Origin of the sequence: Tannerella forsythia 92A2 (assembly GCF_000238215.1) — a bacterium.
GTDB classification, from domain to species: Bacteria; Bacteroidota; Bacteroidia; order Bacteroidales; family Tannerellaceae; genus Tannerella; species Tannerella forsythia.
In genome coordinates, this window is record NC_016610.1 from 2,385,972 (window position 1) to 2,410,637 (window position 24,666).

The following is a 24,666-nucleotide window of genomic DNA, read 5'->3' on the forward strand; positions in this document are numbered from 1 at the left end:
TTTTACGATATTTACACCGATACTCAAAAGCAAGCTGACTGTACGAAGAAGGAAACCGGAATATGTGGAACAGATTGTAGAAAAATGATCGGACTTTTATGAAACGCATTTTAATAAGTAGAATATTCTAACGCAAAAGAAACATGAAACGAATTATTTTCGCTGCTTTGAGTATCATTTTATTCGGCAGCAACGCTTACACACAAGAATCTCGTAAACAGGAAGCTTTGTTTAATAAAGCTTTAGTTGTTTATTTCTCCGCAACGGGAACTACGGCAGGAGCCGCCAAGAAGATTGCGCAAGTTACCGGAGGAGAACTCTATGAGATCGTTCCTCAAACATCTTATACGAGTGACGATCTCGATTGGCGAAACAAACAGTCGCGCAGTTCGCAGGAAATGGGAAATCCGAAGTCTCGCCCGGCTATCAAAGGGAAAAAAGAGCATATTTCGGATTATGATGTGATTTTTATCGGCTATCCGATCTGGTGGAATGTTGCGCCAACGATTGTCCGCACATTTATCGAAAGTCATCCTCTGAAAGGGAAAACGGTGATCCCTTTTGCTACATCGGGAAGTAGCGGCATAGAGAACAGTGTGGCTCAACTGAAAAAAGATTATCCCGAAATCCAGTGGCGAGACGGCCGGTTGCTAAACGGCGCAACCGAACAGACGGTCCGTGAATGGGTAGAAAAAGAGTTGAAAAAGTGAATCTTATGATAGCAATCGATGAAAAAAATCTGATAAGTATTATTGCTCTGATGGGTTTCGGAGTGTTTAATTGGATGAGGAGATAAATATCTTACACGCCTTTACATGCAAAAAGTCCTACAAGTATGTGTCCGTAGGACTTTTTTCTTCCACCGGCTTGATCATCTCTTAGCCTCCCGGTAGAGAGCGAGGCTCTTTCTCTTGAACCTTCAAACAGTATAATAAACGTTCAATACTATTGTATAATAGCACTTTAAGTAAAGTATTAATAAAATAAGATTTCATAGAAAATCTTTGGTAGAATCAATTTTGGGGTGTAAATTTGGGTGCAGAAATCAAAACACCCAAGAGTATGAACATCAAGCGGAATATTATCTTCACGTTGGAAAGCAGGAAAAAGGACGGAGTTCTCATTGTTGAGAACATGCCGATTCGTATGCGTGTCAATTTCGCTTCCAAGCGGATTGAGTTCACTACAGGCTATCGCATCGATGCTGCCAAGTGGGACTCGGACAAGCAACGTGTAAAGAATGGTTGTAGCAACAAGCTGAAAGAATCGGCTTCTGAAATCAATGAGAAAATGAACGATTATCTCAAAGAATTGGCTGAGTTGGAAGGGATTAACGAACCCATACGCCAAACTTATTATAGAGGTAATAGCGCATTGACGAAGTTACACCAAAATATGCCTTGCTTGGCACACACGCCGGTCGTAGAACGTTTATCTGCAATGCGCTTGCATTGGGAACACCTCCGCAGGTAGTTATGAAATGGACAGGACACAGCGATTACAAGGCGATGAAACCCTACATTGATATTGCAGACGATATTAAGGCAAATGCCATGAATAAATTCAATCAATTATAACACCGAAACGATATGAGCCAAGAAATAAACAAAACAGAGAACCAAGATTTATCTCTCGTTGTACGAGCCATCGGCTCTGACCTTGAGCATACACAAGTACGTTTAATAGCTTCAGCAAATGCGGATATGCTTTTCCATTATTGGAAAGTAGGGCATTTTATCCTCTACCTCCAAAAGAAAGAAGGTTGGGGAAGCAAAGTCATAGACAACCTTTCCAAAGCGATACGTTCTAAATATCCGGATAAGAAAGGCTATTCCACTCGCAACCTTATCTATATGTGTCAGTTCGCAAAGGCTTACCCTTTGGAGGTTCTCATAGAAATGGGTAAGGTTGAAAAACTTCTAGATAACCCTTCGGTTGATAATGTATTACAATTAACATGTGAACTCAATCAATTTACGCAAGAGCCTCTTGCGTAAATACAATCAACAAGTATTCAGGAAGATATAATTACGCAACAACTTGTTGCACTATTAGGAGAAGTTTCTGAAACGCTGTCGGCAATCTATCACTGTGATATCAGTCAGATAGAGGAAATCTTCAAGCACTCAGCCATTGTTCGCACCAACTGGGCAAGCCATGTGATTCTGCTTAACAGCAAGCTGCCTTTAGGCGAGCGTTATTGGTACATTACGCAAGCAGTTGCCAATGGGTGGAGTCGCAATGTTCTGCAAATGCAGATTGAAACAAATCTTTTTGCTCGGCAGATTACGACAAAGAAAGTGAGCAACTTCTCGACACGATTACCCAAACCGCAAAGCGACCTTGCCAACTATTTAATGAAAGACCCTTACATATTTGATATGATGGGACTAACGGATAAAATGGCAGAACGAGACGTCGAACGGCAATTAGTTTCCCATATCACCAAATATCTTTTGGAAATGGGTAGTGGCTTTGCATTTGTAGCACAGCAGAAACATTTTGAAGTAGGCGAATCTGATTTCTATGCCGACCTTATTCTTTACAATATCCAATTACATGCATACGTAGTTATCGAACTCAAAGCCACCCCATTCAAGTCCGAATATATGGGGCGACTGAACTTCTACATCAATGTGGTAGACGATACTCTACGTGGCGAGCAGGATAATAAAACCATTGGTTTGCTCCTCTGCAATGGCAGTGATAAGGTGGTGGCTCAATATGCACTCTCTGGCTATGACCAGCCAATCGGTGTCAGCGATTATCAACTGACAAAGGTTATCCCTGACAATTTGAGATCGGATCTGCCTACAGTGGAGGAAGTTGAGGAGGAAATTAACAGATTGATAGGAGAAGATTAGACGACAAAGATTTGTTGATATTGATAGCCTCTTCGCTTAGCAAGGATCACATAATTGGTGTGTGGTCTTAACTTAGAAAGAGTTTCTTTAGAGGGTAAAAATTGCTAAAAGATTTTTCTTTTTGAAATTCTACTTATCTTTGCAAAGTCAATCAACGACTATTGCCATGATCTTGAAATGGACCTGGCAAACACAAGACTATTTATAGTCTTGTTATTATATGTTGTATGGTTTAGGCACGCTGAATGTTCATTTCTAATCATAAGCTCCTGTGTAGCGTGAAAAAGCTGCGACTGCAAAAAAAAACGCAGTCGCAGCCTGCGTATTTGACATAACCTATTGATATAGGTTTGTAAAGGGGAAAGGTTTGTCATGAAAGTGTATATTTTGCCGTTATTGTCATTTATGACTGGAATAGCCAAAGGGAATGAGGGGGCATCGCTCCCTCGGCCATTTCGGCCAATCGGGTTATTTCTAACAGGTTGCTCCCCGGCAGAGCTTGTTTCTCTCTTTTGTAAGATGTAACGATTCTCTCCAGGTTTGCATAGATGTTTTCCCAAAATAATATCTGCCTGAATGAGAGCGCTCATTGTTGTCGTATTGCAGCCAGATATCCACATCTGTTTGAAATTCCTCCTCTTTTGTAAATAATACTATTTGTTAAAAACGATAAATTAACCCCGAGTATCAAGAATTTATATGTTAAAAAATACAATCTTTGAGTTTTTTGTTTTTCTCGTCAGTATTATTTTCTATTTTTGCAATATGTTTAATCTCATAAAAATAATATCGTGATGAAAAGAATAATGTTATCGGCAATTTTTATGCTTGCAACAGCTACCGTAACGATATGGAACATGTATAAAAACCGAACTGTAACAAAATTATCGGGTTTAACTTTGGATAATATCGAAGCATTGGCAAGTGAAGACGGAGGTGGTGGAGCCGGAGTATATTTCCAAGAAAACACAATCGAAAGTATGACATTTGAAATCGTAGGTAATTTCAGGAAAGTTACTACAACCGGTCAAAGATATTGTATTTACGGAGGTTCCCAATATTGTACGCCGGGGCCTTATACGGAAGTAACTTGGACAATGATATAATACAAATATATTCAAGCGTCATAACTTATGCATAGGTTTACTCTGACAGTAAGTATTTTATCTCTGTTGATATCTTTTTCATGCAATCATTACAGCAGGCATGAAAAAGCAGATCATGAGAATTTGGTTATCTGCTGCTATGATACAATAGATAAACATCATCCAACGGTTTCGATTGATGATATTTCTTACATTCCATTAGAGACAAATGATCGTTCGCTAATTGGCTCTATCAACAAAATCATCTATCGAAATCAACGATTCTATATATTTGATCGTATGAATATGAAAATCTTTATTTTCGATGAAAAAGGGAAATTTCTGTCCGTGATAAACAAACGAGGCAACGCTCCCGGCGAATATATGGAAGCAATTGATATAGACGTGGACAATGAAGGGCATCTATACGTATTGGATAATGCAAAAACGAGTATCGTTCAATATACACTTCCTGCGATGGAGTATAAAATCATTAACACCGGATTACACTGCCGTTCCTTTTGCTGTCTGAACAAAGACCTCTTTGCTTTAAGCGATGTTTTCGGGCAAAAACATACTCGAAGTAAATTATTATTGTTTTCGACTGAAGAACCCGACCCAAGCGTTTTACTTTTGCCGGAATACGAAGGAGTAAACGAATCCCGGTTATTTGCCGTAAAACCTTTTTATCGCTCAGCGAATAAAGTCTATTACTATAAACGATTTGCCTCAATCATCTATTCGATTGACAACAGAGGAGAACTTCGGCCAGAAATGAAAGTCATGTCCGATAAATATCTATCGGAAGAAGGGATAAGACAACTCGAAGAAGCTGATCTGGCAGCATATATTCAAGAACAAAGTCATATCAAAGATATTGTCGATTTATACGAAAACGATGCGTATTTTCTTTTCAGAACATGCATAGAACCGACTATGAATTATACCGTATATTCAAAGTCTGACAAAAACTTCTCTTCTTTCTTGTATGATGAACGACTGAATGGTTGCACTCAGATTAAAGGTGTTGCAGAAAACAGATTCATCGTTGAACTTTCGCACCCTCAATACATGAAAAAAATAGCCGATGAAATACTCAACATAAATATCGACGAAGATTCGAATCCTTTTTTGGTCCTGTTTGACTTAAAGTTGCACAAATAAGATCCGTCTGTTCGAATATTTCTATTATCGGAAGAATCGTACTTTATCGGGTACCGATGTCTGTCAACAAACATCCGTAGCGACTTTCGAACTTATGTCTGTAAGATCGCACGAATAATTCCCAATCCGTTATTTCCTTATTTTCGAAAAAATCGGTCGTCGGCTGTTTTTTCCGAAACGCTCCGTATATCAGCAGGCGGTATTTATCGTCATCGCCTAACAGATGCCAGGGTGTTGCGAGGTTGGGCAGTCTTTCTACGGCTATCCGCAGGTATTTGTCGGACAGGGCACGATTTCCGCACCATCGGGCGATGTATCCGTAACGTGCATAGTCGGCCGGACTGTCTCCGTCGGCCGGTGTCAGAGCACATAGCTGTTGCAGCAGGGCGTCGTAGAATTTCCGGTCGTGTCGTTTCAATTCCCGTATCCGCTGTCCGGTCAGCAGGCGTGGGGTATAACGTATGGCCTCCGTTAAGGGTTGTAATGCGGCTTCTTTTTGGTTTTGTTGATACAGGACATCCGACAGAGCGGCCAGATAAAGCGAATGTTTCGGATAATTCGTCGCTAATTCCCGGGCTACCGGCAGTGCCCGTTCCGGCATACGGGCATGGGTATACAGGCGCATGGACAAGTAGCGTACTTCCACGTCGTCCGGATGTCTGCAATGCGCTTCGCGAAAGGCTTCCGATGCTTTCCGCAAATATTCGTTTTTTTTCGTCGTCCGGTAATATTGCATATAGATCATTCCGCGGTTGATCAGTCCGGACGTTTGCTTCTCCGTCCGTTCCGTCCTGCGAATAGCTTCCGTATACTTTCCTTCTTTCCAGGCCTCGCCGCTTTCCTGCAAATAACGGTTATTCTCCTTTCGCCGCAAGTCGAACTGCAGCTGTACAAGATACAGCACCGACAGAACGACGGGGATCGTCAATTGACTGTTTGCCCAAAGAGGGCGAGGCTGTTCTTCTTCGCCGCATGTCTCTTCTTTTTGCAGGTACGCCAGCATGATATACAGCATCAGCAGTGCGAAAGGCGTGTCGAAGAGCGTGGCTTGCGTCATTTCCTTCACGATTATAGCCACGAAAGTACATCCGATAATGCGGTTTTCCTGACGTTCGGGGTGTTTCAGCAGGCTTCGGACGACGGCGACGGCCAGTATCAGAAAAAGCAGACTGCCCGCGATGCCTTTTTCCGTCAATAACCGGATCAGGATATTCGGAGCGAAAGAGGTGTAAGGCATCGTGCTGTCCTGATTCAGCCATCGATCGGCGGCATGAGCATAATTTCCGTTGCCGTAACCCTGTATGGGGCGTCGGACGAAAGCGTTCCATCCGGCTTGTGTGGCTGTGATGCGTCCTTCGGTGCTGCGTTGCTGCGATACGGTACGATTCATCTGTAAGGTGGTCTTTATTTCTCTCTGAAAAAATATCCCTGCCAGCACCACAGCGATAAGGCCGATAGCCGGCAGACGCCATTTCTCCCGTACAGGCGTTACCGACAGCATCCAAACGATCAGATAGGCTCCCCATGCGATGTATGCGCCCCGCGAAAAGGAAAGCAGGATCGCCCCGGTGACTGCAAAAACAAAAAGATTTGAACAGCGGCGTATGAGGCATACCCATCCCAACAGAACAAGTAATATTTCCGCCCAGACATTCGTAATATATCCTAACGGACGAAACAGAAAACGCAGATGATACATATCCTGAAAGCCGGCAGTCCATACCGACTGCCGGAAGATGAAAAACGAGCAGCCGGCAAGGAATAAAGCGGCACCGACAGGCAGGCAGCTACCTTGCAGCAGGATTCGTCCGGCACGCGCGGAAGTAAACAGTCTCCGCGATATGAGGTAGGCAACAAAACAAAGGAGCGACACGCAGGCATGACGGATAGCCGGGGCCGAATATTCGGCATACGGACACGACGCAAGGTCGTAGACCGTGATCAGTCCGAGGCAGATATCGATGCTCGTCCATTGTTTGAAAGGAAACGGACGAACAATGGCCATGAAAAAGGTCGAAAACAGCAGTGCGAAGTGATACGGGTCTTCTATACGAAATAAAAAGACGATCACCAAGCCAATCAGTAAAACCGCCGCGCCCGTGTGCGTCCGCTCCGGACGAAGAAAGCTATTTGCCGGCATACTTTTTTATGAGCGGACGAATCGCTTTCCAGCACAAGTAACCTAATAATCCGACGAAAAGCAGTTGCGCCCCGATATTCCGCAACAGGGTAAACGGCGGGGTGATGTTATTCGACAGATAAAGGATCAGTTCATGAATCTGATCGGGGAAAGTCTGTACGAACCGGTACAGAAACCGCGGGATGATATAAAAGAAATAACTTGCCATGAACAGGTTTACGACAATGGCATACAACAACAATCCGTATCTCTCCAACGGACGTATTTGCAGCAAATAGGGAGTCTTCGTCACCGGACGTCGGCGCAGGCGTTTATATCCGTATCCGAGCAACTCCATCGACCGGGTGCGCAGATTCGGTACGCCCAGCAGATCGGAAGCGATCCAGTAACCGTCGAACTTGAAGAAAGGATTCAGCGTCATGACGAAACCGAAGTTCATCATCAGGATCAGGTAACGCAGAATATCGTTGCCTGTCAGGAGGAATAAAACGATCATCGCGATCAGCCCGTAACTTTGAAAATACACACCGGCCAGATTGACGATGCATCGTTGCGAACGCTTCAGCCTCCACACCTCCGTCACGTCGGTATAGAGCACGGGGAAGTTCAGATACAGCCCGAAGCCCACGCCTCCGTGCCGTACGCCGAAATATTTGCAGGCGGAGGCGTGTCCCAGTTCATGAAAAAAAGACGATGCCAGCATAAAGACAAACAGTCCCGCCACCGTATACACGTCTACTTTATTATTGAAGAGCAATACATCTTCGGTCGTCAGAAAGAAATATACGTTCAGCACGACGGCCGTAAGGGCTACGACCGTCATACACGCCCGGTGGAACAAAAAGCGGAATCTGTCCGAGAATTTATCGATTGTCGCTGCGCCGAACAGTTCTTTCTCATAAAGAAAAACCCGTTTTTTCTCTTGAGCCTCGAAAAGCGGAGCAAGATACGTATCGATCACCTGCCGTATCTGTGCGGCCGTATACTTCCCTGCTGTCCGGCCGACGTAAGCCGCAATCGCTTCTTCTTCGTCCGGATGCTTCCGAAGCTCCTCCACGAGCTCGGCCACCGGAGCGCTGGCCTCGTAATAGTGTCCGCGGCACGACAAGAGGTATCGTTCTTCCTGTACGGAAGAAGACAGCGGATGGACAGTTATATCGACGTATCGGTTCATAGTCTTTTACTCTGCTTTCAGGATGGCGCTCTTGATCGTTTTATCTACTTCGCTCCGGTCGCGCGATGTTTTCCGGCCGAAATCGAAAGTATAAGCGAGTTTCAGATATGCCGTCTGTTGATAGATGCGGCTCGTTTGCGTCTGGTCGTACCGGTAGATGTTATAATCGGCATATTCCCTGTATTGCGCCTGTCGGGTAAACGGATTTTCCGTACCGGCTTCGGCCATCAAGTTTCGATTGCTGTAACGTACGGACAGTCCGTAGATCATCGGCGTTTCCATGAATACGAGCCGACTCTGATCCAGCATCTTCTTCGGAGTTTTGAAATAAGCGTTGATTGCGAACGATTGGATAAAATAATTTACATCTGCCGATGCGGCAAAGTTTTTCCGGCTCAGATGCAACTGTTCGATGTCGGTGTACATATCATGGTATTCCAATCCCAGACGAGTTCGTATATGATCCGAGATGCGGCAGGAGACGGACATATCGGCATTGAAACGATTGAACGAACCGTCGGAACGGTAACTGCTGATCAATTTATTTCCTTCCGCGTAGTAGTGGGGATAAATATTGTGTTTGAACTGTTCTTTCCAAACTCTGACCTGCATGTTGAAAGGACCTATACGACCTTCGTACATCATATACAGATTGAGCAGCTTGGTGTTCTTCAAATTGGGATTGCCGCGTTTGATCTGATAGAAATCGATCGTTTGATCGACCTCGTTCAATGTGCTTATTTCCGGTTGATTGTTGTGATGTGAAAAGCCCACGCCAATCCAATGCAGAGAATTAAAGCGATAACGAACCCATGTATTGGTTCGGAATGTCCAGACGTATTTCATTCTTTCGTTTTGCAATCGGTAATTCATTAGCGAAATGCCCGGATCAACATATAGTGTGGCTTTTTTCCCAAATTCACGTATATAGTTTATTCTGAAAATTGTTTGTCCATTTAATAAATGCTGTTTGGATTCGTAATCTCCGCTATATTCCATGGACGATCTATCATGATAATGATTTAGATGAACAAGATATGTGTTGGAAGTGTCCGGTCGGAAAGTATATCGGTTTGTCATAACGAACGAGTACAGATTTTCGTTTACCGAGGTCGATGACCGTTGTTGATCTTCCGTATAAGTCCTTTCGTATGTGTTTCGGGTATACCATGTCACGCATTCGCTTTTTAACAGATGCTTTTCCGACAGATTGAAATCGCCCCGCAGGTATGCCGTCGGTTTCAGGCTGCTGCTTTCGCTCTTTTCGGACGACATTACGCTCCGTTCATCGTGACCGGTATAATTCAATCGTTCGTCACGGTCGTTTTGCGGAGTTGCACTGCGATTTAAGGAAAACCAGCTTAATAGATTCCATTTTTTCGTACTGTTACTAACCTGAAAGTGTATGTATTTGTAATTGCTTCGGTAATTTGCGTATCCGGTTTCCCTGTTACGATTTACCGTATAATCGGAAAGGAACAGCGTTTCGTTTTTTTCTTTTTTTATGCCGCCGTATCCGGTTGTGCTGTATCCTCCGTAAAAGGAATAATTCGTCTGTTTGTGCGATAACTTGGCAGCCGCATCGTAGTTGCCCCCCAAATAACCGATCTTTTGTTCTGCTTCCATATTCACATAGCCTCCGGTCGTGTATGTTTTGGTAATATAATTGATAGAGGCCGCGTCGCCCGTATATTTTCCGGTGGGCATGCTGTAATATTCCACTTTTTCGATGTCTCTGGGACGAAGGTTCTGCACATCCCGAAAATCCGCTTTTACGCCATTGATATAAAGCGTCGCTTCGCCGGCTGTAGCCGTCACTTTTTTATCTTTGCGGTTTACGTCGAGGCCGGGAATCATCAGGTTATACAATAGATCGTATCCCGAAAAGGCGTGTTTGATCTGTTGTTTGTCCGGGAGAACCAACAGGTGGTCTTTCTTTCGGATAAATGTACTTCCTCTCACCGTCACTTCGCCCAGCGCCACCACATCGGTTTTTAAGACGATCGTCGGCAAGGTGTAATCGCTCCCGGGCATCTCAAAAGCGATACATTGTCCGGCATATCCGATATTGCTTACGGCTAAGATATATCTTCCGGCTTTTATATTTTTGATTTCGAAGTTTCCGTTGTCGTCCGTGATGCCTCCGCTTACAAAGACGGAGTCTTCGGTAAGAATCCTCAAGGTCGTGGAGAAGACTCCCGTGCCGGCCTCGTCGTACACAATGCCTTTGAGGATATGCTGTGCTTGAACAGGCTGCATAACACCCAATATCAAACTTAGAATAAGAAGCATTTTGTATGTTCTGTCCATATCTTTTACTCTGCTTTCAGGATGGCGCTCTTGATCGTTTTATCTATTTCGCTCTGTTCGCGTGACGTTTTCCGGCCGAAGTCGAAGGTATAAGCGAGTTTGAGGTATGCCGTCTGCTGATAGATACGGCTCGTTTGCGTCTGGTCGTATCGGTAGATGTTATAATCGGCATATTCCCTGTATTGCGCCTGTTGGGTAAACGGATTTTCCGTACCTGCTTCGGCCATCAAGTTTCGATTGCTGTAACGTACGGACAGTCCGTAGATCATCGGCGTTTCCATCAATACGAGCCGGCTTTGATCCAGTATCTTCTTCGGCGTTTTGAGATAAGCGTTGATTGCGAACGATTGGATAAAATAATTTACATCTGCCGATGCGGCAATGTTTTTCCGGCTCAGATGCAACTTTTCGATGTCGGTGTACATATCATGGTATTCCAATCCCAAACGAGTTCGTATATGATCCGAAATGCGGCAGGAAACTGACATATCGGCATTGAAACGATTGAACGAGCCGTCGGAATGGTAACTGCTGATCAATTTATTTCCTTCCGTGTAGTAATGGGGATAAATATTGTGTTTGAACTGCTCTTTCCAAACTCTGGCCTGCATGTTGAAAGGACCTATACGACCTTCGTACATCATATACAGATTGAGCAGCTTGGTATTCTTCAAATTGGGATTGCCGCGTTTGATCTGATAGAAATCGATCGTTTGGTCGACCTCGTTCAATGTACTTATTTCTGGTTGATTGTTGTGGTGCGAAAAGCCTATGCCAATCCAATGCAAAGAATTAAAGCGATAACGAATCCATGTACTAGTTCGGAATGTCCAGACATATTTCGTTCTTTCGTTTTGCAATCGGTAATTCATTAGCGAAATGCCCGGATCGATTGACAAAGTAATTTTTTCACCAAACTCGTGAGTGTAATCGAACATAAGAAGAGTCTCTCCTTTCTGCAGGTGCTGTCGCGAGTCGTAATCGCCTGTATATGTCAATGAGGAAATATCATGATAATGATTTAGTCGTGTAAAAAATGTATTATAAGTGTCCGGTCGGAAAGTATATCGGTTTGTCATAACGAACGAGTACAGATTTTCGTTTACCGAGGTCGATGACCGTCGTTGATCTTCCGTATAAGTCCTTTCGTATGTGTTTCGGGTATACCATGTCACGCATTCGCTTTTTAACAGATGCTTTTCCGACAGGTTGAAATCGCCCCGCAGATATGCCGTCGGCCTCAGACTGTTGCTTTCCGTCTTTTCGGACGACATTACGCTCCGCACATTGTGACCGGTATAATTCAATCGTTCGTCACGGTCGTTTTGAGGAGTCGCACTGTGATTTAAGGAAAACCGGCTTAATAGATTCCGTTTTTTCGTATTGTTACTAACCTGAAGGTGTATGTATTTGTAATTACTTCGGTAATTTGCATATCCGGTTTCCCTGTTACGATTTACCGTATAATCGGAAAGGAACAGCGTTTCGTTTTTTTCTTTTTTTATGCCGCCGTATCCGGTTGTACTGTATCCTCCGTAAAAGGAATAATTCGTCTGTTTGTGCGATAACTTGGCAGCCGCATCGTAGTTGCCCCCCAAATAACCGATCTTTTGTTCTGCTTCCATATTCACATAGCCTCCGGTCGTGTATGTTTTGGTAATATAATTGATAGAGGCCGCGTCGCCCGCATATTTTCCGGTGGGCATGCTGTAATATTCCACTTTTTCGATGTCTCTGGGACGGAGGTTCTGCACATCCCGGAAATCTGCTTTTACACCATTGATATAAAGCGTCGCTTCACCGGTTGTAGCCGTCACTTTTTTATCTTTGCGGTTTACGTCGAGGCCGGGGATCATCAGGTTATACAATAGATCGTATCCCGAAAAGGCGTGTTTGATCTGTTGTTTGTCCGGGAGAACCAACAGATGGTCTTTTTTTTCGGATAAATGTACTTCCTCTCACCGTCACTTCGCCCAGTGCCACCACATCGGTTTTTAAGACGACCGTCGGCAGGGTATAATCGCTTCCGGGCATCTCAAAAGCAATATATTGTCCGGCATATCCGATATTGCTTACGGCTAAGATATATCTTCCGGCTTTTATATTTTTGATTTCGAAGCTTCCGTTGCCATCCGTGATGCCTCCGCTTACGAAGACGGAGTCTTCGGTAAGAATCCTCAAGGTCGTGGAGAAGACACCCGTGCCGGCCTCGTCATATATAACGCCTTTGAGGATATGCTGTGCCTGAACAGGCTGCATAACACCCAATATCAAACTTAGAATAAGAAGTATTTTGTATGTTCTGTCCATATCTTTTACTCTGCTTTCAGGATGGCACTCTTGATCGTTTTATCTACTTCGCTCTGCTCGCGCGACGTTTTCCGGCCGAAATCGAAGGTATAAGCGAGTTTGAGGTATGCCGTCTGCTGATTTGCTCTTTCTGTTCGAATAGTATTAAATCGATAAACTTCGGTATCCAACCATGTTTTTATCTGATTGTTTTTCGTAAACGGACTGTTTACACCTGCTTCTATATTCCAGTTTTTTTTATTCCAACCGATCGAAAAACCATACTCACCGTGCATTTTTTTATGATTCAAGGAATAAAATCCTCCTATCGTATAATAAGGAATCACCCCATAAGCTTTAAAAGCAAAGTCTTTCCAGAAATAATTCATGTTTAAGGCTGTTATAAAACTAGTGGCTGAAAAAGAGAAATTTCTATTGATTATCTGTCTGGTAAAATAGGAATCTAATTTAATATTAAAACGGTTGTTCTTTTTCCAAGTAGATGAAAGGTATATCATACATTCATGATAACCATTTCCATCTTGAAAACTATTTATTATTTTGTCATTTTCGACATAATAATTATTGACAGGCATATTGTTGGCATATAGATAAGAGACGGCTAATTGTGTATTGATTTGTCCTATCTGAATAGCATAAGCCATATTGGTCGCATACAGATTTGTTTTGTCCATATCGACATTTCCTCGCTTTATCTGTATATGATCAATTGTTTGATCTACCCGGTTCATAGTATTGACTTCAGGATAAGAGTTGCCGATATTTATCCCAATCTGAAAAAAATGCTTTTGAGCTGGTTGAACAATCAAGCCCGCTTGAAGCCTCGGAGAAATACGACTTATATGTTTTTCCCCATGTAACTGATATTGCAAGGAAGACAAGCCGGGTTGAATCCGCAAACTTGTTTTTTTTGAAAGTTGTTGCTTGTATTCCACGAAATATAGGGTTTCACCAGACCACAAATGTTGCCATTTCGGATAATCTCCCGTATATGTAGAAGAACTGATTCTATGGAAATGATATAGTTTGGAAGTTATAGACTTATTACGCTTTAAAGAGATGACATAATTCATATTTACATGTACGTTATAAAAATCTTCTTTTACATCGGTAGCGGATTCAAAATCTTTTTCCACGTAATTTCTTGTATACTCGTTATCTGTGTAGTTCCCGTTCAGAGAAACTTCTAATTGTTGGTCTTTCTTAATGAAAAAAAATCCGTATAAGTAAATTCCGGGCATGATGCTCTTGTGCCGAGTATTGGTTTTTGAATGCTGCTTATAAGTTTGGGATCCTGTATACGAATGTGAAATTTCCTGATAATTTTGGGGAGAAGCATTTCTTATTAAAGAAAGTTTACCTGTCAATGTACGTTTATCATTACGGTTCGATACATAAAACTGGGCATATTGATTGTTGTCCTTTATTCTGCTGTTTTTTATTCTGGAATCTCGGAAGATATGATAATTGCCAAAATAAAATTCTTCATGTTTTACTTCTTTTATTCCCTCGATTTCCTGCATTTGATGTCCTGTGGATAATGTATAATCAGAATTGCCCTTGTTGAGTTTTACGATGGCATTATAGTTTCCTTTCAGATAGCCGATTGTTTGTGTTGCATCAGCTGCCATATATCCTCCGGTTTTATATTTTTTTGTTATATAGTTGACGGAAGCGAAATCTCCTGCATATTTTCCCGTAGGTACATCATAATATTCCACCTTCTCAACATCTCGCGGGCGTAGATTCTGTACTTCCCTGAAAATCGCTTTCCGTCCATCTATATATAAGGAAACATTATTTCCCAGTGAGGTTATTTTACCACTAGGACTGATATAGATTCCGGGAATCATTAAGTTGGCGAGCAAATCGTAACCTGTTGATGCATGTTTAATTTGTTGCTTATTCGGCAAAATAAGGACATGGTCTTTTTTTCGGATGTAGGAAGAGGCTGTCACTTCAATTTCGTTTAAAAAAACGGTATCCGTTTGTAAAATAACCGGATGGAGTTGCTGTATCTTTTTATTAACAAAGAGTTGAATGTATTTGGGTATATATCCAATACAACTATATGATATTAAATAATGACCTGAAGGAATATCCGATAATGTATATATACCTGTATTATCACTGATTATCCCTTTAACAAAAGTGGTATCAGGGTTTAACAGTTTGATTGTTACATTAGAAACCCTTTGGTTTTCTTCGTTAAGAATGCTCCCTTTTAGCAGGCATTGTGCTTGTATAGAAGAGACTGCAAATATAAGACCAATAGTTATTGATAGCTTTATTTTTGTCATAATCTTTTTCTTTGAATACAAGATAAGAGGGGAAATTTAAATTTTAACACTTTAAGTTTTAATTTTTACTTGATCAATCCTATAATCATATTTAATTCACAAGTCTTGCAATACGTCAGCCTTGTAATTATTTAATTTTATGATTGATATTTAATCAAATAAACTATCATTGTTTAATTAGCTTCCAATCTAAATAATTCCCCTCTTCTTTCACTTTTATTAAAGTGAAAATTCACAAGTGAAACATAGATGGCATGTGAAACAATCGGTAGAAGAACTTAACTGTACAGATGCGTCCACCGGATTTCCCAATAATAATGGGTCTGTTTCTAACCTTTCTTCTAACTGCTGAATAGCAAATTCCGTCATCAATTCCTCATTTAGAGGAATAATCAAATCATTTTTTTCTCTCATTTTGTTCTTCTTTATGATTAATAAATTAGTAATTTAGTTCACATTGTTAAAATGTGAATATATTTTTTGTATGATACTTTTTAACCGAATTGGAAAATCATCGCAATAAGATTCGATATGACAAGAATTTATTTTTGTTTTTGCGAAACAACCACCTCCACATAATAAGGCATATTTACATGTCCTACATCTCTTCACAGAGCCTATATTTCTATCCAACCATTTATTTTTTTCTTCTGTCCATATAATATCTTCTCTTATATATGATCCTATCGCTTCATCCTTATTCCCAACAACTTCCAAGCAGGAATAGATGTTTCCAAGCGGATCAAATATATATGATCCACTTTGAGCCGTACAGTGTACAGACGAGAATGTCATACCTTCTTTGTTATAGATGGCATTATATATGTTTCTATATAATTGTAAATCATATTCTATTTTATCGTCTAATTGTGTTAGGATATTTAAAAAATCTCTTCGTGATATATTTTGTCTTTTGAATTCATAATCACTTGGATTAAAATTATAATCTCCAGAAATAAATTCGGTATATACAGAGAATTTTTCGTAGGAATAAAATCCAGATTTGCAGAAAAAATCATTTAATTTGGGTATCTCATTGATATTTTGGCTATCTGTATTAATTCTTACTCGAATTGCAACACCATTATTCAAGGCTTTTTTTATATTATCAATTATTTTATCAAAAGAATGGATGTGTACAGAATGTATTCTTCTTGTATCGTGAATCGGCTTTGTTCCGTCAATAGTTATTTGCACACCTTGTATGTAATTTATTTGTAACAAGTCTTCGTAGTGATCCAAATCATAACCATTGCTTGTTGCTGCAAATGTAAATCCCAATGGTTTTCCTTTTTTTATTATATATTCAATTATTTCTCTATTTTCTTTTAATAGCGGTTCTCCTCCAAAGAGCTGGATGACATTATTACGCAATTTTTTGTTGGGTTCAATCATCTCCATAGCAATGTAAATTTTATCGATCATTTCTTTTGATATGACAATTTGTTTGTTACTGTCAGTCTGTTTTTTTATAATTTCTTTTTCAAAACAATAAGGACATTTGAAATTACAATTATAAGTAACTAATATGGTAAAGTCTCTTTTTACCATTAGTTTGTTTCTTCTGTGAAGAATTTGTGAGATTCTTGCTACATAGGCATATTCTTCCGCTTGAGTTTTCATTGTTACATATCCTCTCTTCAATAACGTTTGCAGCGTACTTTCCGAGAAATTATTTCCGGAAGATACGGATTTGATTTTTGCCAGCAATTCTTCCGATACGATATCCACGGCTCCCGTATAGCCGTGAATCAGCATATACTTTCCTGCTTCTTTCTCCAGTCTGACCGGAATCATATAAGACGATGTTCGTAACGTTTCCATTTTTTCAATGCCAAATAACCGTATGATCTTTTATTTCGAATATTCTCTCTTCTCTGCCTTTGGTATAATCGCGAAGCCAGTACAAAGCGCCTTCCGGTATTTGTTTGTAAAGCAACCGGTCATCTTCCGTGGCTGTCTGCTTTCCCAACGATTTCCAGCGTCCTTTATCCATGTAAAAAAGTTCGTATTCATGTCCTTTGCGGATACCGTTATCGTCGTTTCGGATGATATAACGGATCGTTGAGATCACGGCCGGTCTTTCCAGTTCCAATCCTCCCCAACTCAGCGTGTCGCTCGAATGGAAGAAGGTCAGCGGGTCTCCGTCGAACAGTTTTTCGGCTCCGTTTCGGGGATAATAGATGCTCGGTTTGTAACGGCCGATGATCTTCCCTTTCAAGGGTCGGCTTGCGTCTGCGGCATAAAATTCGACTTCTGCCATATTGCCTTGCGTTTTGTCCGAAGCCTGATACCGGACATATTTTACCGGCGTTTTACTTTCCGGCACGACGGTTGTGTATTTAAAATCCGGTTCTTCGGTTATGATATGCCATGTGACGGGATGTTCAAACTCCGGATTGTCGGCTCCCTGAAAGCGGCCGCCTTTCATCGAAGGGGGAAGGAAAGCCAGATTCTTGGCTTCGGGGTTCTTGCGCTCCAATACGCAGTCTATTGTCTCCGGCCGGGGCGTATAATAAACGATCTGTCCCATCGTATCCAACAGAAACGGGTCTCCTGTCAACGTTAACTTTCCGCCGGCGTATAACGCGGCATGATACACGATGTTGGGCCCGATGGCAGGGAAAACGGCCTTGTTTTCCGTTACCTTTCCCCATGCTACAGGCGTCCATCCGCCCGGATCGAATACGCACAGATAAGCGAATGTTCGTTTAGTCCTGTCCGGTAAAGGAATCGTGATGTTTTTTGCCCCGATAAAGGCATAATTCGCGGTTACATCGGTCATATACGCATTCCGAAAGAATGGCGGGATATCTTCGTTTCCGTGACGCATCGCCAACGACTTTTTTTGTTTACCGAAGGTCTTTCGGTAGACCTTGGGAAAGGTATTATGAAATTGAATCAAATGTTCGTCCGGATTTTTTTCTGCACCTAAAAAGTCATGAAAAGTACTATCATTATCATATACTACATTAAAAACGTGAGCACCGTTTTCATTTCCCCAATGCGGAACGAATTCTATGGCTACCGGTATGCCCGCTGCCCGCATCGCGTAGATGGCCAGATAAGCATAATCGCCGCATAGGCCGAATTTAATGTTTCTCAATATGCCCGGACGCAGATTGATCGGTAAAACGGAAGTCGTTGCGATATGGATAGGCAATTTTATTAATTCATTATTGATCACTGTACATGCCCGCCGTGCTGTCCGGATGGAATCCGACTCTACCAACGGTTCGAATCGCTCCCGATATGATTGCCGCCATGCTTCGGGTATTTCCGTCCCTATCCGGTAGGGAAGGATCAGTTCGCAAAACTCGTCGAAGCTCAGATGCCGGTTCCACGGACGGTTCCATACGGCAAAGGCTTCTTCGATATGCTCGATCAGGAAATCGGCCGGCAAAGTCCGTATATCCCGGCAGACATCCGGTTCTTGCGTCAAGTTCTTCGCCTTGGTTCTGAATTCGTCGTAGATGGTGGGAATATCGTATTCCGCTTGTCGTATCCGATAAACGGAATCGATAAACGTCTCATATTCGTCAATGACTTTTCCCGTAAAATAAAATTTATCCGTCATATTTTCAATCAGGAAAAGAGCCGCTTGCAGCTTTAACGTATCGTTTCCGTCTTGATAACGGCGAATAACCCGGAACCATTCGTTGCGGTTATTTCCGGCTTGCGACAGAGCGTCCTCCATACCCGAAGCGGGTGTTGACATTCGGCAACCTCCCATACTTATAAGACCTATTCCCGCATAGATAAAGATATGACACGTACTCATCCTCTCCGATCCGATTTTATTTTTTTCTTCAACTATAATTTATTGTGATCTATGATAAATTTTCGGCAAAGAAAAAGAGAACCGGCAAAACGGTTTACTATCTTTAGTACAATTTTTATTGTACTTTAGTACAAATTTTACAGGAGGCGATAATTCATGGCACGGAGTACGGCTTTCGACATACATTTTACTTTGAGGCGGGCAAAGAGTTCCTGTTTGCGGAATTTGACTAATGATCGCGAGATATGCAGGTATTCGGCAATCTGTTTTTCCTTTAATCCTTGTGCCGACAATGCGATCATCTCTATCTCTCTTTCAGAAAGCACAATACCTTCTTTTGGAATCCATTTTTTTTCTTCGGACGAATATTTCCAATAAGATGAACTGCCGTATTTATTCAGGCGAATATGTCCCGGTGTATCGTACGAGGATAACGAAATGCTGCCGAGCCACCATTGCAACTTTTCTTCGTTCGTGGGCAGAACGGGCGTGAATCGATGGCAAACAAGGATCGGATGTCCGTATCCTTTCAGGTGAAAATTGTAGGACAGCGTGTACAGTCTCTGTTCTTCTGCCGGGATATTCTTAAGGAAGTGCAGAGCGGAAAGATTGACCTCACGAATCCATTTCGTGTCATCATGCGCGATACTCTCCAGAAAAGAATCGTATTTCAGATGGTGAATGTCCGACAACTTAAGTTTGCTTAAAAGAAGTCTGCTTGCAGGCGAGAAGTGGAAGATAGATAAATCATCGCAATTGACCACATACCGGATTTGATAGGAGTGCATCGAACAATATTCGATTCCCTGCAGGATCGCGTCAAATATTTCTTGTTCGGCAGAGATTGTTTTCATAATTTAATGATTGTATACGGGTAATATAATAGACGTGTTAAGAAGCGTTTGCGCTTCTCTCTTGTCTTAATCGGGATTAAAATTCGATACGATATGTGCGAAAGTGTGTCCATACGGGAAACAACGTATATTTGCGGACAAAGATAAGGATTTTATGGTAAAAGACCAAAATAATCTTTAGGGGTTTTTAAATATAAGAAGCCTGCTTGCAGGTGAGAAGTGGAAATCGCCTCATACGGTCTATCCGTTATTCATTCCACAAAAATTCCAAAAAAGAATATGGAGGTTAAACTATCCGGAAGGGGGTTCGTCTATCTCTCATATTAAAACGACAAACAAAGAAAAGAATTTTATGACACAACGAGGCAAACATTTTTTTCTGCTCGCCTTTCTTCTTTTTTCCATCTCCACCGTCGCTCAGGTCGACGTGAAAGGCAGAATTATCGAAGAGCAGAGCAAAGAGGCCATCGAACAGGCGACTGTACGACTGCTCAACATGAAAGACAGTTCGATGGTAAACGGTACGGTGAGCAGCCGTAACGGAGCATTCATGCTCAGAAGCGTTAAAGAGGGGAATTATCTCCTTCATGTCACTTTCGTGGGCTATGAACCCGTCTATCAACTGCTCAAAGTAACGAATCGAACAAATCCGGTCGACGTTGGTACGATTACGATGCGCGACGAAAGCGTAATGCTCGACGAGGCCGTCGTTACGGCCAAGGCCATTGAAGTTCAGGTCAAAAACGATACGATCGAATACAACGCCGATTCGTATAAAATAGCCGAAGGCTCGATGCTGGAAGACCTGCTCAAGAAAATGCCCGGTGTCGAAATCAGTGCGGAAGGAAAGGTTACAATCAACGGAAAAGAGATCAAGAAAGTGCTTGTCGACGGAAAAGAATTTTTCTCGGACGACCCGAAGGTTGCCACCAAGAACCTGCCGGCCAAGATGGTCGATAAGGTACAAACCTACGAACGACGCAGCAATATGGCACAGATGACCGGTTTCGACGACGGCGACGAGGAAGCCGTCATCAACCTCACCGTTAAACCCGGCATGAAACAGGGATGGTTCGGCAACATCATCGGCGGCTACGGCACCCGGCAGCGTTACGATGGTAATATGATGATTAATCGCTTCGTCGAAAACGATCAGTTCTCCCTTATGGGCGGATTGAACAATACGAATAACATGGGATTTACCGATTTTGCCGCCGCCATGTTCAGCGGTATGGGGGGCGGAGGCCGGCGCTTCCGGGGCTTCGGAGCGGGCAACGGAATCACCTCGTCGGGCAACATCGGGACGAACTTCAGCAAAGAATTTAACCCGCGTTTCACGATAGGAGGTAATGTACGATACGCTCATTCCGACAACGACGCCCTTTCAAAAAGCAACCGGCAGAATATCTTGCCGGGCGACAGCTCATCATACGACTACAGCCAAAGTTCCGCCCGTACACGCAACGATAATCTTGGCGTTAACCTCCGCATGGAATGGAAGCCGGACTCTTTGACCCAATTCATCTTCCAACCCGAGCTTTCCTATTATAAAACGCATAATGAAGGGCACGAAGATTCCCATACACTAAGCGGCCGGCGCGACTCGGTCAACACTTCGCGCTCCCATTCCCTTTCCGACGGCGAAGGCTACGACGCTTCGGCACGACTCGAATTCAGTCGCAAGCTCAACAGCAAAGGACGCACCCTCAGCGGATCGCTTTCCGGCGGCATCAGCAACTCATACGGAAACGGAGAGAACCATTCCGCCACCCGATATCTGCTTTTCCCCGACTCGACCGGTGTTATCGACCAGCGTGTACGATATGACAACAACGGATACAACTATCGCGCCTTCGTCTCGTGGGTAGAACCCATCGGACACAACAATTTCATACAGGCTACGTACCGAATCGGGCAAAACAAACGCGAATTGCTTAAAGACGCATACGTCGACGACGGCAGCGGAAACTATACCAAGCTTGACACGGCCTACAGCAAAAGCACCCGCAATAATGCCATCGAGCAGCGTGTCAGCTTCGCCTTCAAAGCCGTAAGAGAAAAATATAACGTCACGATCGGGTTCAACGTCGATCCGTCGTACACCCGTACCGAAACCTTCGTCGGCGACCGCACGCTCTATTCCATGTCGCGCAATGTGATTAATTATTCTCCCACCGCGCAATTGCGCTACCGCTTCGATAAACGTACGGACCTGCGCATCGATTACGACGGACGCACCGGACAACCCGAGATGATGCAACTGCAACCCGTGGCCGACGTCTCCGATCCGCTTAATACCGTCATCGGAAATCCGAACCTGAGTCCGACGTACACAAATAATCTCCGCATTCGCTTCGGTAAATTCATCCCCGAGAGTCAGACGGCTTACCTATTGATGGCCAACGGGAACTATATCGTCAACGATATTGTCAATAAGACAACCACCGAACAACGTACCGGCAAACGCACGACGACTTACGAGAATGTGGACGGAAATTTTAATGCCGATCTTCGTGCCATCGTCAACCTGCCACTGAAAAACAATAAGTTTTCCGTCTTTGGAATGACCTTCGCACGCTATGCCAACACCGGCGGATACATCGACGGCGAAAAGAATACGAGCAAAGCCCTGATACTGTCCGACCACGTCGGCCTCAACTACCGTTCCAACCTCTTCGATTTCAGTCTCAACGGAAACTTCCGCTATAATCGGACACATAACACGCTTCAAAGACAAAACGATCTGCATACCTTCAATTACGGCGGCGGAGCCTCCACAACGCTCTACCTTCTGTACAACTTTCAGATCGAAAGCGATATCAATTACTCGGCTAACGCCGGATATTCCGCCGGATACGAACAGAAAGAATGGCTTTGGAACGCTTCCTTCTCCAAAACGTTCCTAAAGAACAATGCGGGCATACTTCGACTCAAAGTTTACGACATCCTGCAACAACGCAGTAACATTTCTTACAGCGCAACGGCCAGCGCCATCCGTTATACGGAATACAACACCCTGAACAGCTATGGCATGCTGTATTTCATCTACCGCTTCAGCATTTTCAAAGGCGGCGGGAAGGCTTCAGATATGCGCATGCCCGGTATGTTCGGTCATGGACGCGAAAGGCCGCCCCATTAACACGATTTACGAAACCTTTGAGAACTGTTTCGACAAGTTGCGTATCGAAGCAGTTCCCCAAAGTATTCTTCTAACGGCATGCACAGCCGTTTTTCTTCGCGGGATCGCCGTTCCGATGCCGCGAAGAATAAAAAAATCAGTGACGAATCTATTTTTCGCTCCTCAACAACTCGTCGAAGTAGGCGATTGTCTTCTTTAATCCCTCTTCGAGCTTGACGGTGGGCTGCCAACCGTCTAATTTCTCAAACGCGAGCGAAATATCGGGCTTTCGCTGCTTCGGATCGTCTTGTGGCAAGGGCTCGAAGACAATTTTCGACTTCGATCCGGTGAGACGAATCACTTCATGCGCCAGTTCGAGCATCGAAAACTCGCCCGGGTTACCCAAATTGACAGGTCCGTTGAAGTCGTCGCCCGTATTCATCATGCGCAACATCCCCTCTACCAGGTCGTCGATATATTGAAAACTGCGTGTTTGCGTTCCGTTTCCGTAAATGGTGATGTCTTTTCCCGTCAGGGCCTGTACGATGAAGTTCGACACTACGCGACCGTCGTTTTTATCCATTCGCGGGCCATACGTATTGAAGATACGAATGATTTTGACGCGTATCCCGTGCTGCCGACGATAATCCATGCAGAGTGTTTCGGCCGCGCGCTTCCCTTCGTCGTAGCATGAGCGAATACCGATCGGATTGACGTTGCCCCAGTACGATTCGACCTGAGGATGCACCGTCGGGTCGCCATATACTTCGCTCGTCGAGGCATGAAGAATCTTCGCCCCCACGCGTTTGGCCAGTCCGAGCATGTTCAGTGCGCCGTAAATTGAGGTTTTCAGCGTTTTGATCGGATTGTACTGGTAATAAACGGGCGATGCGGGACAGGCAAGATGATACACTTTGTCTACCTCGGCGTAATAGGGCGTAGTCACATCATGCCGCACGGCCTCAAAACGGTCGTTGCCCAGCAGATGACGGATATTGTTCTTGTTTCCCGTAAAATAATTGTCGAGGCAAATCACATCGTTGCCTTCTCTTACCAGTCGCTCGCACAAATGCGAACCGATAAACCCGGCGCCCCCGGTCACTAAGATTCGTTCCATATCGATTGCTTTTTCTTCAGTTTTATGCCTGCAAAAGTACGGTATATTTTTAACTTGACGAGAAAAATATCGGTCGGGCATTGTCCGTTCTCAATTAATTTTATACCTTTGCGCCGCAAAACGAGATTGCGGGATGTAGCTCAGCCCGGTTAGAGTACGCGTCTGGGGGGCGCGTGGTCGCTGGTTCGAATCCAGTCATCCCGACAAAACGATTTAAAGACACCGATATTCCTTTTTTCAAAAGATCGGTGTCTTTTTTAAGAAAAATCACTCTCAAAATAGCCACAAAATCCACTTTGCACAGTATCATATAAGATTTTTCAATTACTTCTTTCTTGTCTGATATGACTTTCCCTCCAGAAGAAAAAAGAGATAAACAGAAAAGAACGAAATTCTATCTTCCAAAACTTTCACGGCTAAAAATCTTGTTATGCGAAATTTATGCACTA

At 43.2% G+C, this 24,666-nt stretch carries 14 protein-coding genes, 1 tRNA gene and 2 pseudogenes; 7 read left to right on the plus strand and 10 right to left on the minus strand.

Features of this window, described 5'->3' with window-relative positions; genetic code table 11:
• Positions 1–143 precede the first annotated feature (143 nt).
• From BFO_RS09675 to BFO_RS09700, 5 genes and pseudogenes are all read left to right on the plus strand, one after another.
• Positions 144–710: a flavodoxin gene (locus BFO_RS09675; RefSeq protein ID WP_014225529.1), complete on the plus strand. Its 567-nt coding sequence runs from the start codon at positions 144–146 to the stop codon at positions 708–710.
• A 352-nt stretch (positions 711–1,062) separates the two neighbouring features.
• Positions 1,063–1,577, plus strand: a pseudogene (locus BFO_RS15065) (hypothetical protein).
• Positions 1,578–1,589: 12 nt separating this feature from the next.
• Positions 1,590–2,864, plus strand: a pseudogene (locus BFO_RS14115) (PDDEXK nuclease domain-containing protein).
• A 794-nt stretch (positions 2,865–3,658) separates the two neighbouring features.
• Positions 3,659–3,970, plus strand: coding sequence for an NVEALA domain-containing protein (locus tag BFO_RS09695; protein ID WP_041590852.1), 312 nt, complete (start codon positions 3,659–3,661; stop codon positions 3,968–3,970).
• A gap of 27 nt (positions 3,971–3,997) precedes the next feature.
• On the plus strand, positions 3,998–5,113 hold the full coding sequence (locus BFO_RS09700) for a 6-bladed beta-propeller (RefSeq protein WP_080561805.1): 1,116 nt from the start codon (positions 3,998–4,000) through the stop codon (positions 5,111–5,113).
• A gap of 43 nt (positions 5,114–5,156) precedes the next feature.
• Here the strand turns inward: BFO_RS09700 and BFO_RS09705 are convergent, their stop codons facing one another.
• The 9 genes from BFO_RS09705 to BFO_RS09740 form a co-directional block, all read right to left on the minus strand.
• Positions 5,157–7,253: an O-antigen ligase family protein gene (locus tag BFO_RS09705; RefSeq protein ID WP_052299270.1), complete on the minus strand. Its 2,097-nt coding sequence runs from the start codon at positions 7,251–7,253 to the stop codon at positions 5,157–5,159.
• The gene (locus BFO_RS09710) at positions 7,240–8,427 is read right to left on the minus strand and encodes a zinc metalloprotease (RefSeq protein WP_014225537.1); all 1,188 of its coding nucleotides are present in this window, start codon (positions 8,425–8,427) and stop codon (positions 7,240–7,242) included. Before BFO_RS09710 ends, BFO_RS09705 begins: the two co-directional genes overlap by 14 nt.
• A gap of 6 nt (positions 8,428–8,433) precedes the next feature.
• A complete protein-coding gene (locus tag BFO_RS09715) occupies positions 8,434–10,737 on the minus strand; it encodes a carboxypeptidase-like regulatory domain-containing protein (RefSeq protein WP_014225538.1) in 2,304 nt (767 codons plus the stop codon).
• Between the two features lie 5 nt (positions 10,738–10,742).
• Entirely contained in the window at positions 10,743–12,659 is a 1,917-nt protein-coding gene (locus tag BFO_RS14120; RefSeq protein WP_167536509.1) for a TonB-dependent receptor, read from the minus strand.
• Complete coding sequence (locus BFO_RS14490; RefSeq protein WP_080561806.1) at positions 12,598–13,047, minus strand: carboxypeptidase-like regulatory domain-containing protein; 450 nt, start codon at positions 13,045–13,047, stop codon at positions 12,598–12,600. Before BFO_RS14490 ends, BFO_RS14120 begins: the two co-directional genes overlap by 62 nt.
• Before the next feature lie 5 nt (positions 13,048–13,052).
• Complete coding sequence (locus BFO_RS09725) at positions 13,053–15,347, minus strand: TonB-dependent receptor (protein WP_014225539.1); 2,295 nt, start codon at positions 15,345–15,347, stop codon at positions 13,053–13,055.
• A 447-nt stretch (positions 15,348–15,794) separates the two neighbouring features.
• Positions 15,795–17,171, minus strand: coding sequence for a radical SAM/SPASM domain-containing protein (locus BFO_RS09730; RefSeq protein WP_041590854.1), 1,377 nt, complete (start codon positions 17,169–17,171; stop codon positions 15,795–15,797).
• A gap of 4 nt (positions 17,172–17,175) precedes the next feature.
• Positions 17,176–19,128 carry a transglutaminase domain-containing protein gene (locus BFO_RS09735; RefSeq protein ID WP_014225542.1) on the minus strand — a complete coding sequence of 651 codons (1,953 nt, stop codon included), beginning with the start codon at positions 19,126–19,128 and terminating at the stop codon, positions 17,176–17,178.
• Between the two features lie 137 nt (positions 19,129–19,265).
• Positions 19,266–19,982 carry a response regulator transcription factor gene (locus tag BFO_RS09740; RefSeq protein ID WP_014225543.1) on the minus strand — a complete coding sequence of 239 codons (717 nt, stop codon included), beginning with the start codon at positions 19,980–19,982 and terminating at the stop codon, positions 19,266–19,268.
• A 352-nt stretch (positions 19,983–20,334) separates the two neighbouring features.
• On the opposite strand from BFO_RS09740, the gene BFO_RS09745 reads away from it, so the two are divergent.
• A complete protein-coding gene (locus BFO_RS09745) occupies positions 20,335–23,121 on the plus strand; it encodes a TonB-dependent receptor (protein ID WP_014225544.1) in 2,787 nt (928 codons plus the stop codon).
• A 148-nt stretch (positions 23,122–23,269) separates the two neighbouring features.
• Here the strand turns inward: BFO_RS09745 and BFO_RS09750 are convergent, their stop codons facing one another.
• Positions 23,270–24,217 carry a UDP-glucuronic acid decarboxylase family protein gene (locus BFO_RS09750; RefSeq protein ID WP_014225545.1) on the minus strand — a complete coding sequence of 316 codons (948 nt, stop codon included), beginning with the start codon at positions 24,215–24,217 and terminating at the stop codon, positions 23,270–23,272.
• A gap of 129 nt (positions 24,218–24,346) precedes the next feature.
• On the opposite strand from BFO_RS09750, the gene BFO_RS09755 reads away from it, so the two are divergent.
• Positions 24,347–24,421: transfer RNA gene (locus BFO_RS09755), tRNA-Pro, on the plus strand.
• Positions 24,422–24,666 lie beyond the last annotated feature (245 nt).

Bases quoted from the DNA above. Each gene is read 5' to 3' on its own strand.
- BFO_RS09730 (WP_041590854.1), bottom strand. From the start codon at position 17,171: ATGGAAACGTTACGAACATCGTCTTATATGATTCCGGTCAGACTGGAG.
- BFO_RS09745 (WP_014225544.1), top strand. From the start codon at position 20,335: ATGACACAACGAGGCAAACATTTTTTTCTGCTCGCCTTTCTTCTTTTT.
- BFO_RS09700 (WP_080561805.1), top strand. From the start codon at position 3,998: ATGCATAGGTTTACTCTGACAGTAAGTATTTTATCTCTGTTGATATCT.
- BFO_RS09725 (WP_014225539.1), bottom strand. From the start codon at position 15,347: ATGACAAAAATAAAGCTATCAATAACTATTGGTCTTATATTTGCAGTC.
- BFO_RS09675 (WP_014225529.1), top strand. From the start codon at position 144: ATGAAACGAATTATTTTCGCTGCTTTGAGTATCATTTTATTCGGCAGC.
- BFO_RS09740 (WP_014225543.1), bottom strand. From the start codon at position 19,982: ATGAAAACAATCTCTGCCGAACAAGAAATATTTGACGCGATCCTGCAG.
- BFO_RS09695 (WP_041590852.1), top strand. From the start codon at position 3,659: ATGAAAAGAATAATGTTATCGGCAATTTTTATGCTTGCAACAGCTACC.
- BFO_RS09705 (WP_052299270.1), bottom strand. From the start codon at position 7,253: ATGCCGGCAAATAGCTTTCTTCGTCCGGAGCGGACGCACACGGGCGCG.
- BFO_RS14490 (WP_080561806.1), bottom strand. From the start codon at position 13,047: ATGGACAGAACATACAAAATACTTCTTATTCTAAGTTTGATATTGGGT.
- BFO_RS09715 (WP_014225538.1), bottom strand. From the start codon at position 10,737: ATGGACAGAACATACAAAATGCTTCTTATTCTAAGTTTGATATTGGGT.
- BFO_RS09735 (WP_014225542.1), bottom strand. From the start codon at position 19,128: ATGAGTACGTGTCATATCTTTATCTATGCGGGAATAGGTCTTATAAGT.
- BFO_RS09710 (WP_014225537.1), bottom strand. From the start codon at position 8,427: ATGAACCGATACGTCGATATAACTGTCCATCCGCTGTCTTCTTCCGTA.
- BFO_RS09750 (WP_014225545.1), bottom strand. From the start codon at position 24,217: ATGGAACGAATCTTAGTGACCGGGGGCGCCGGGTTTATCGGTTCGCAT.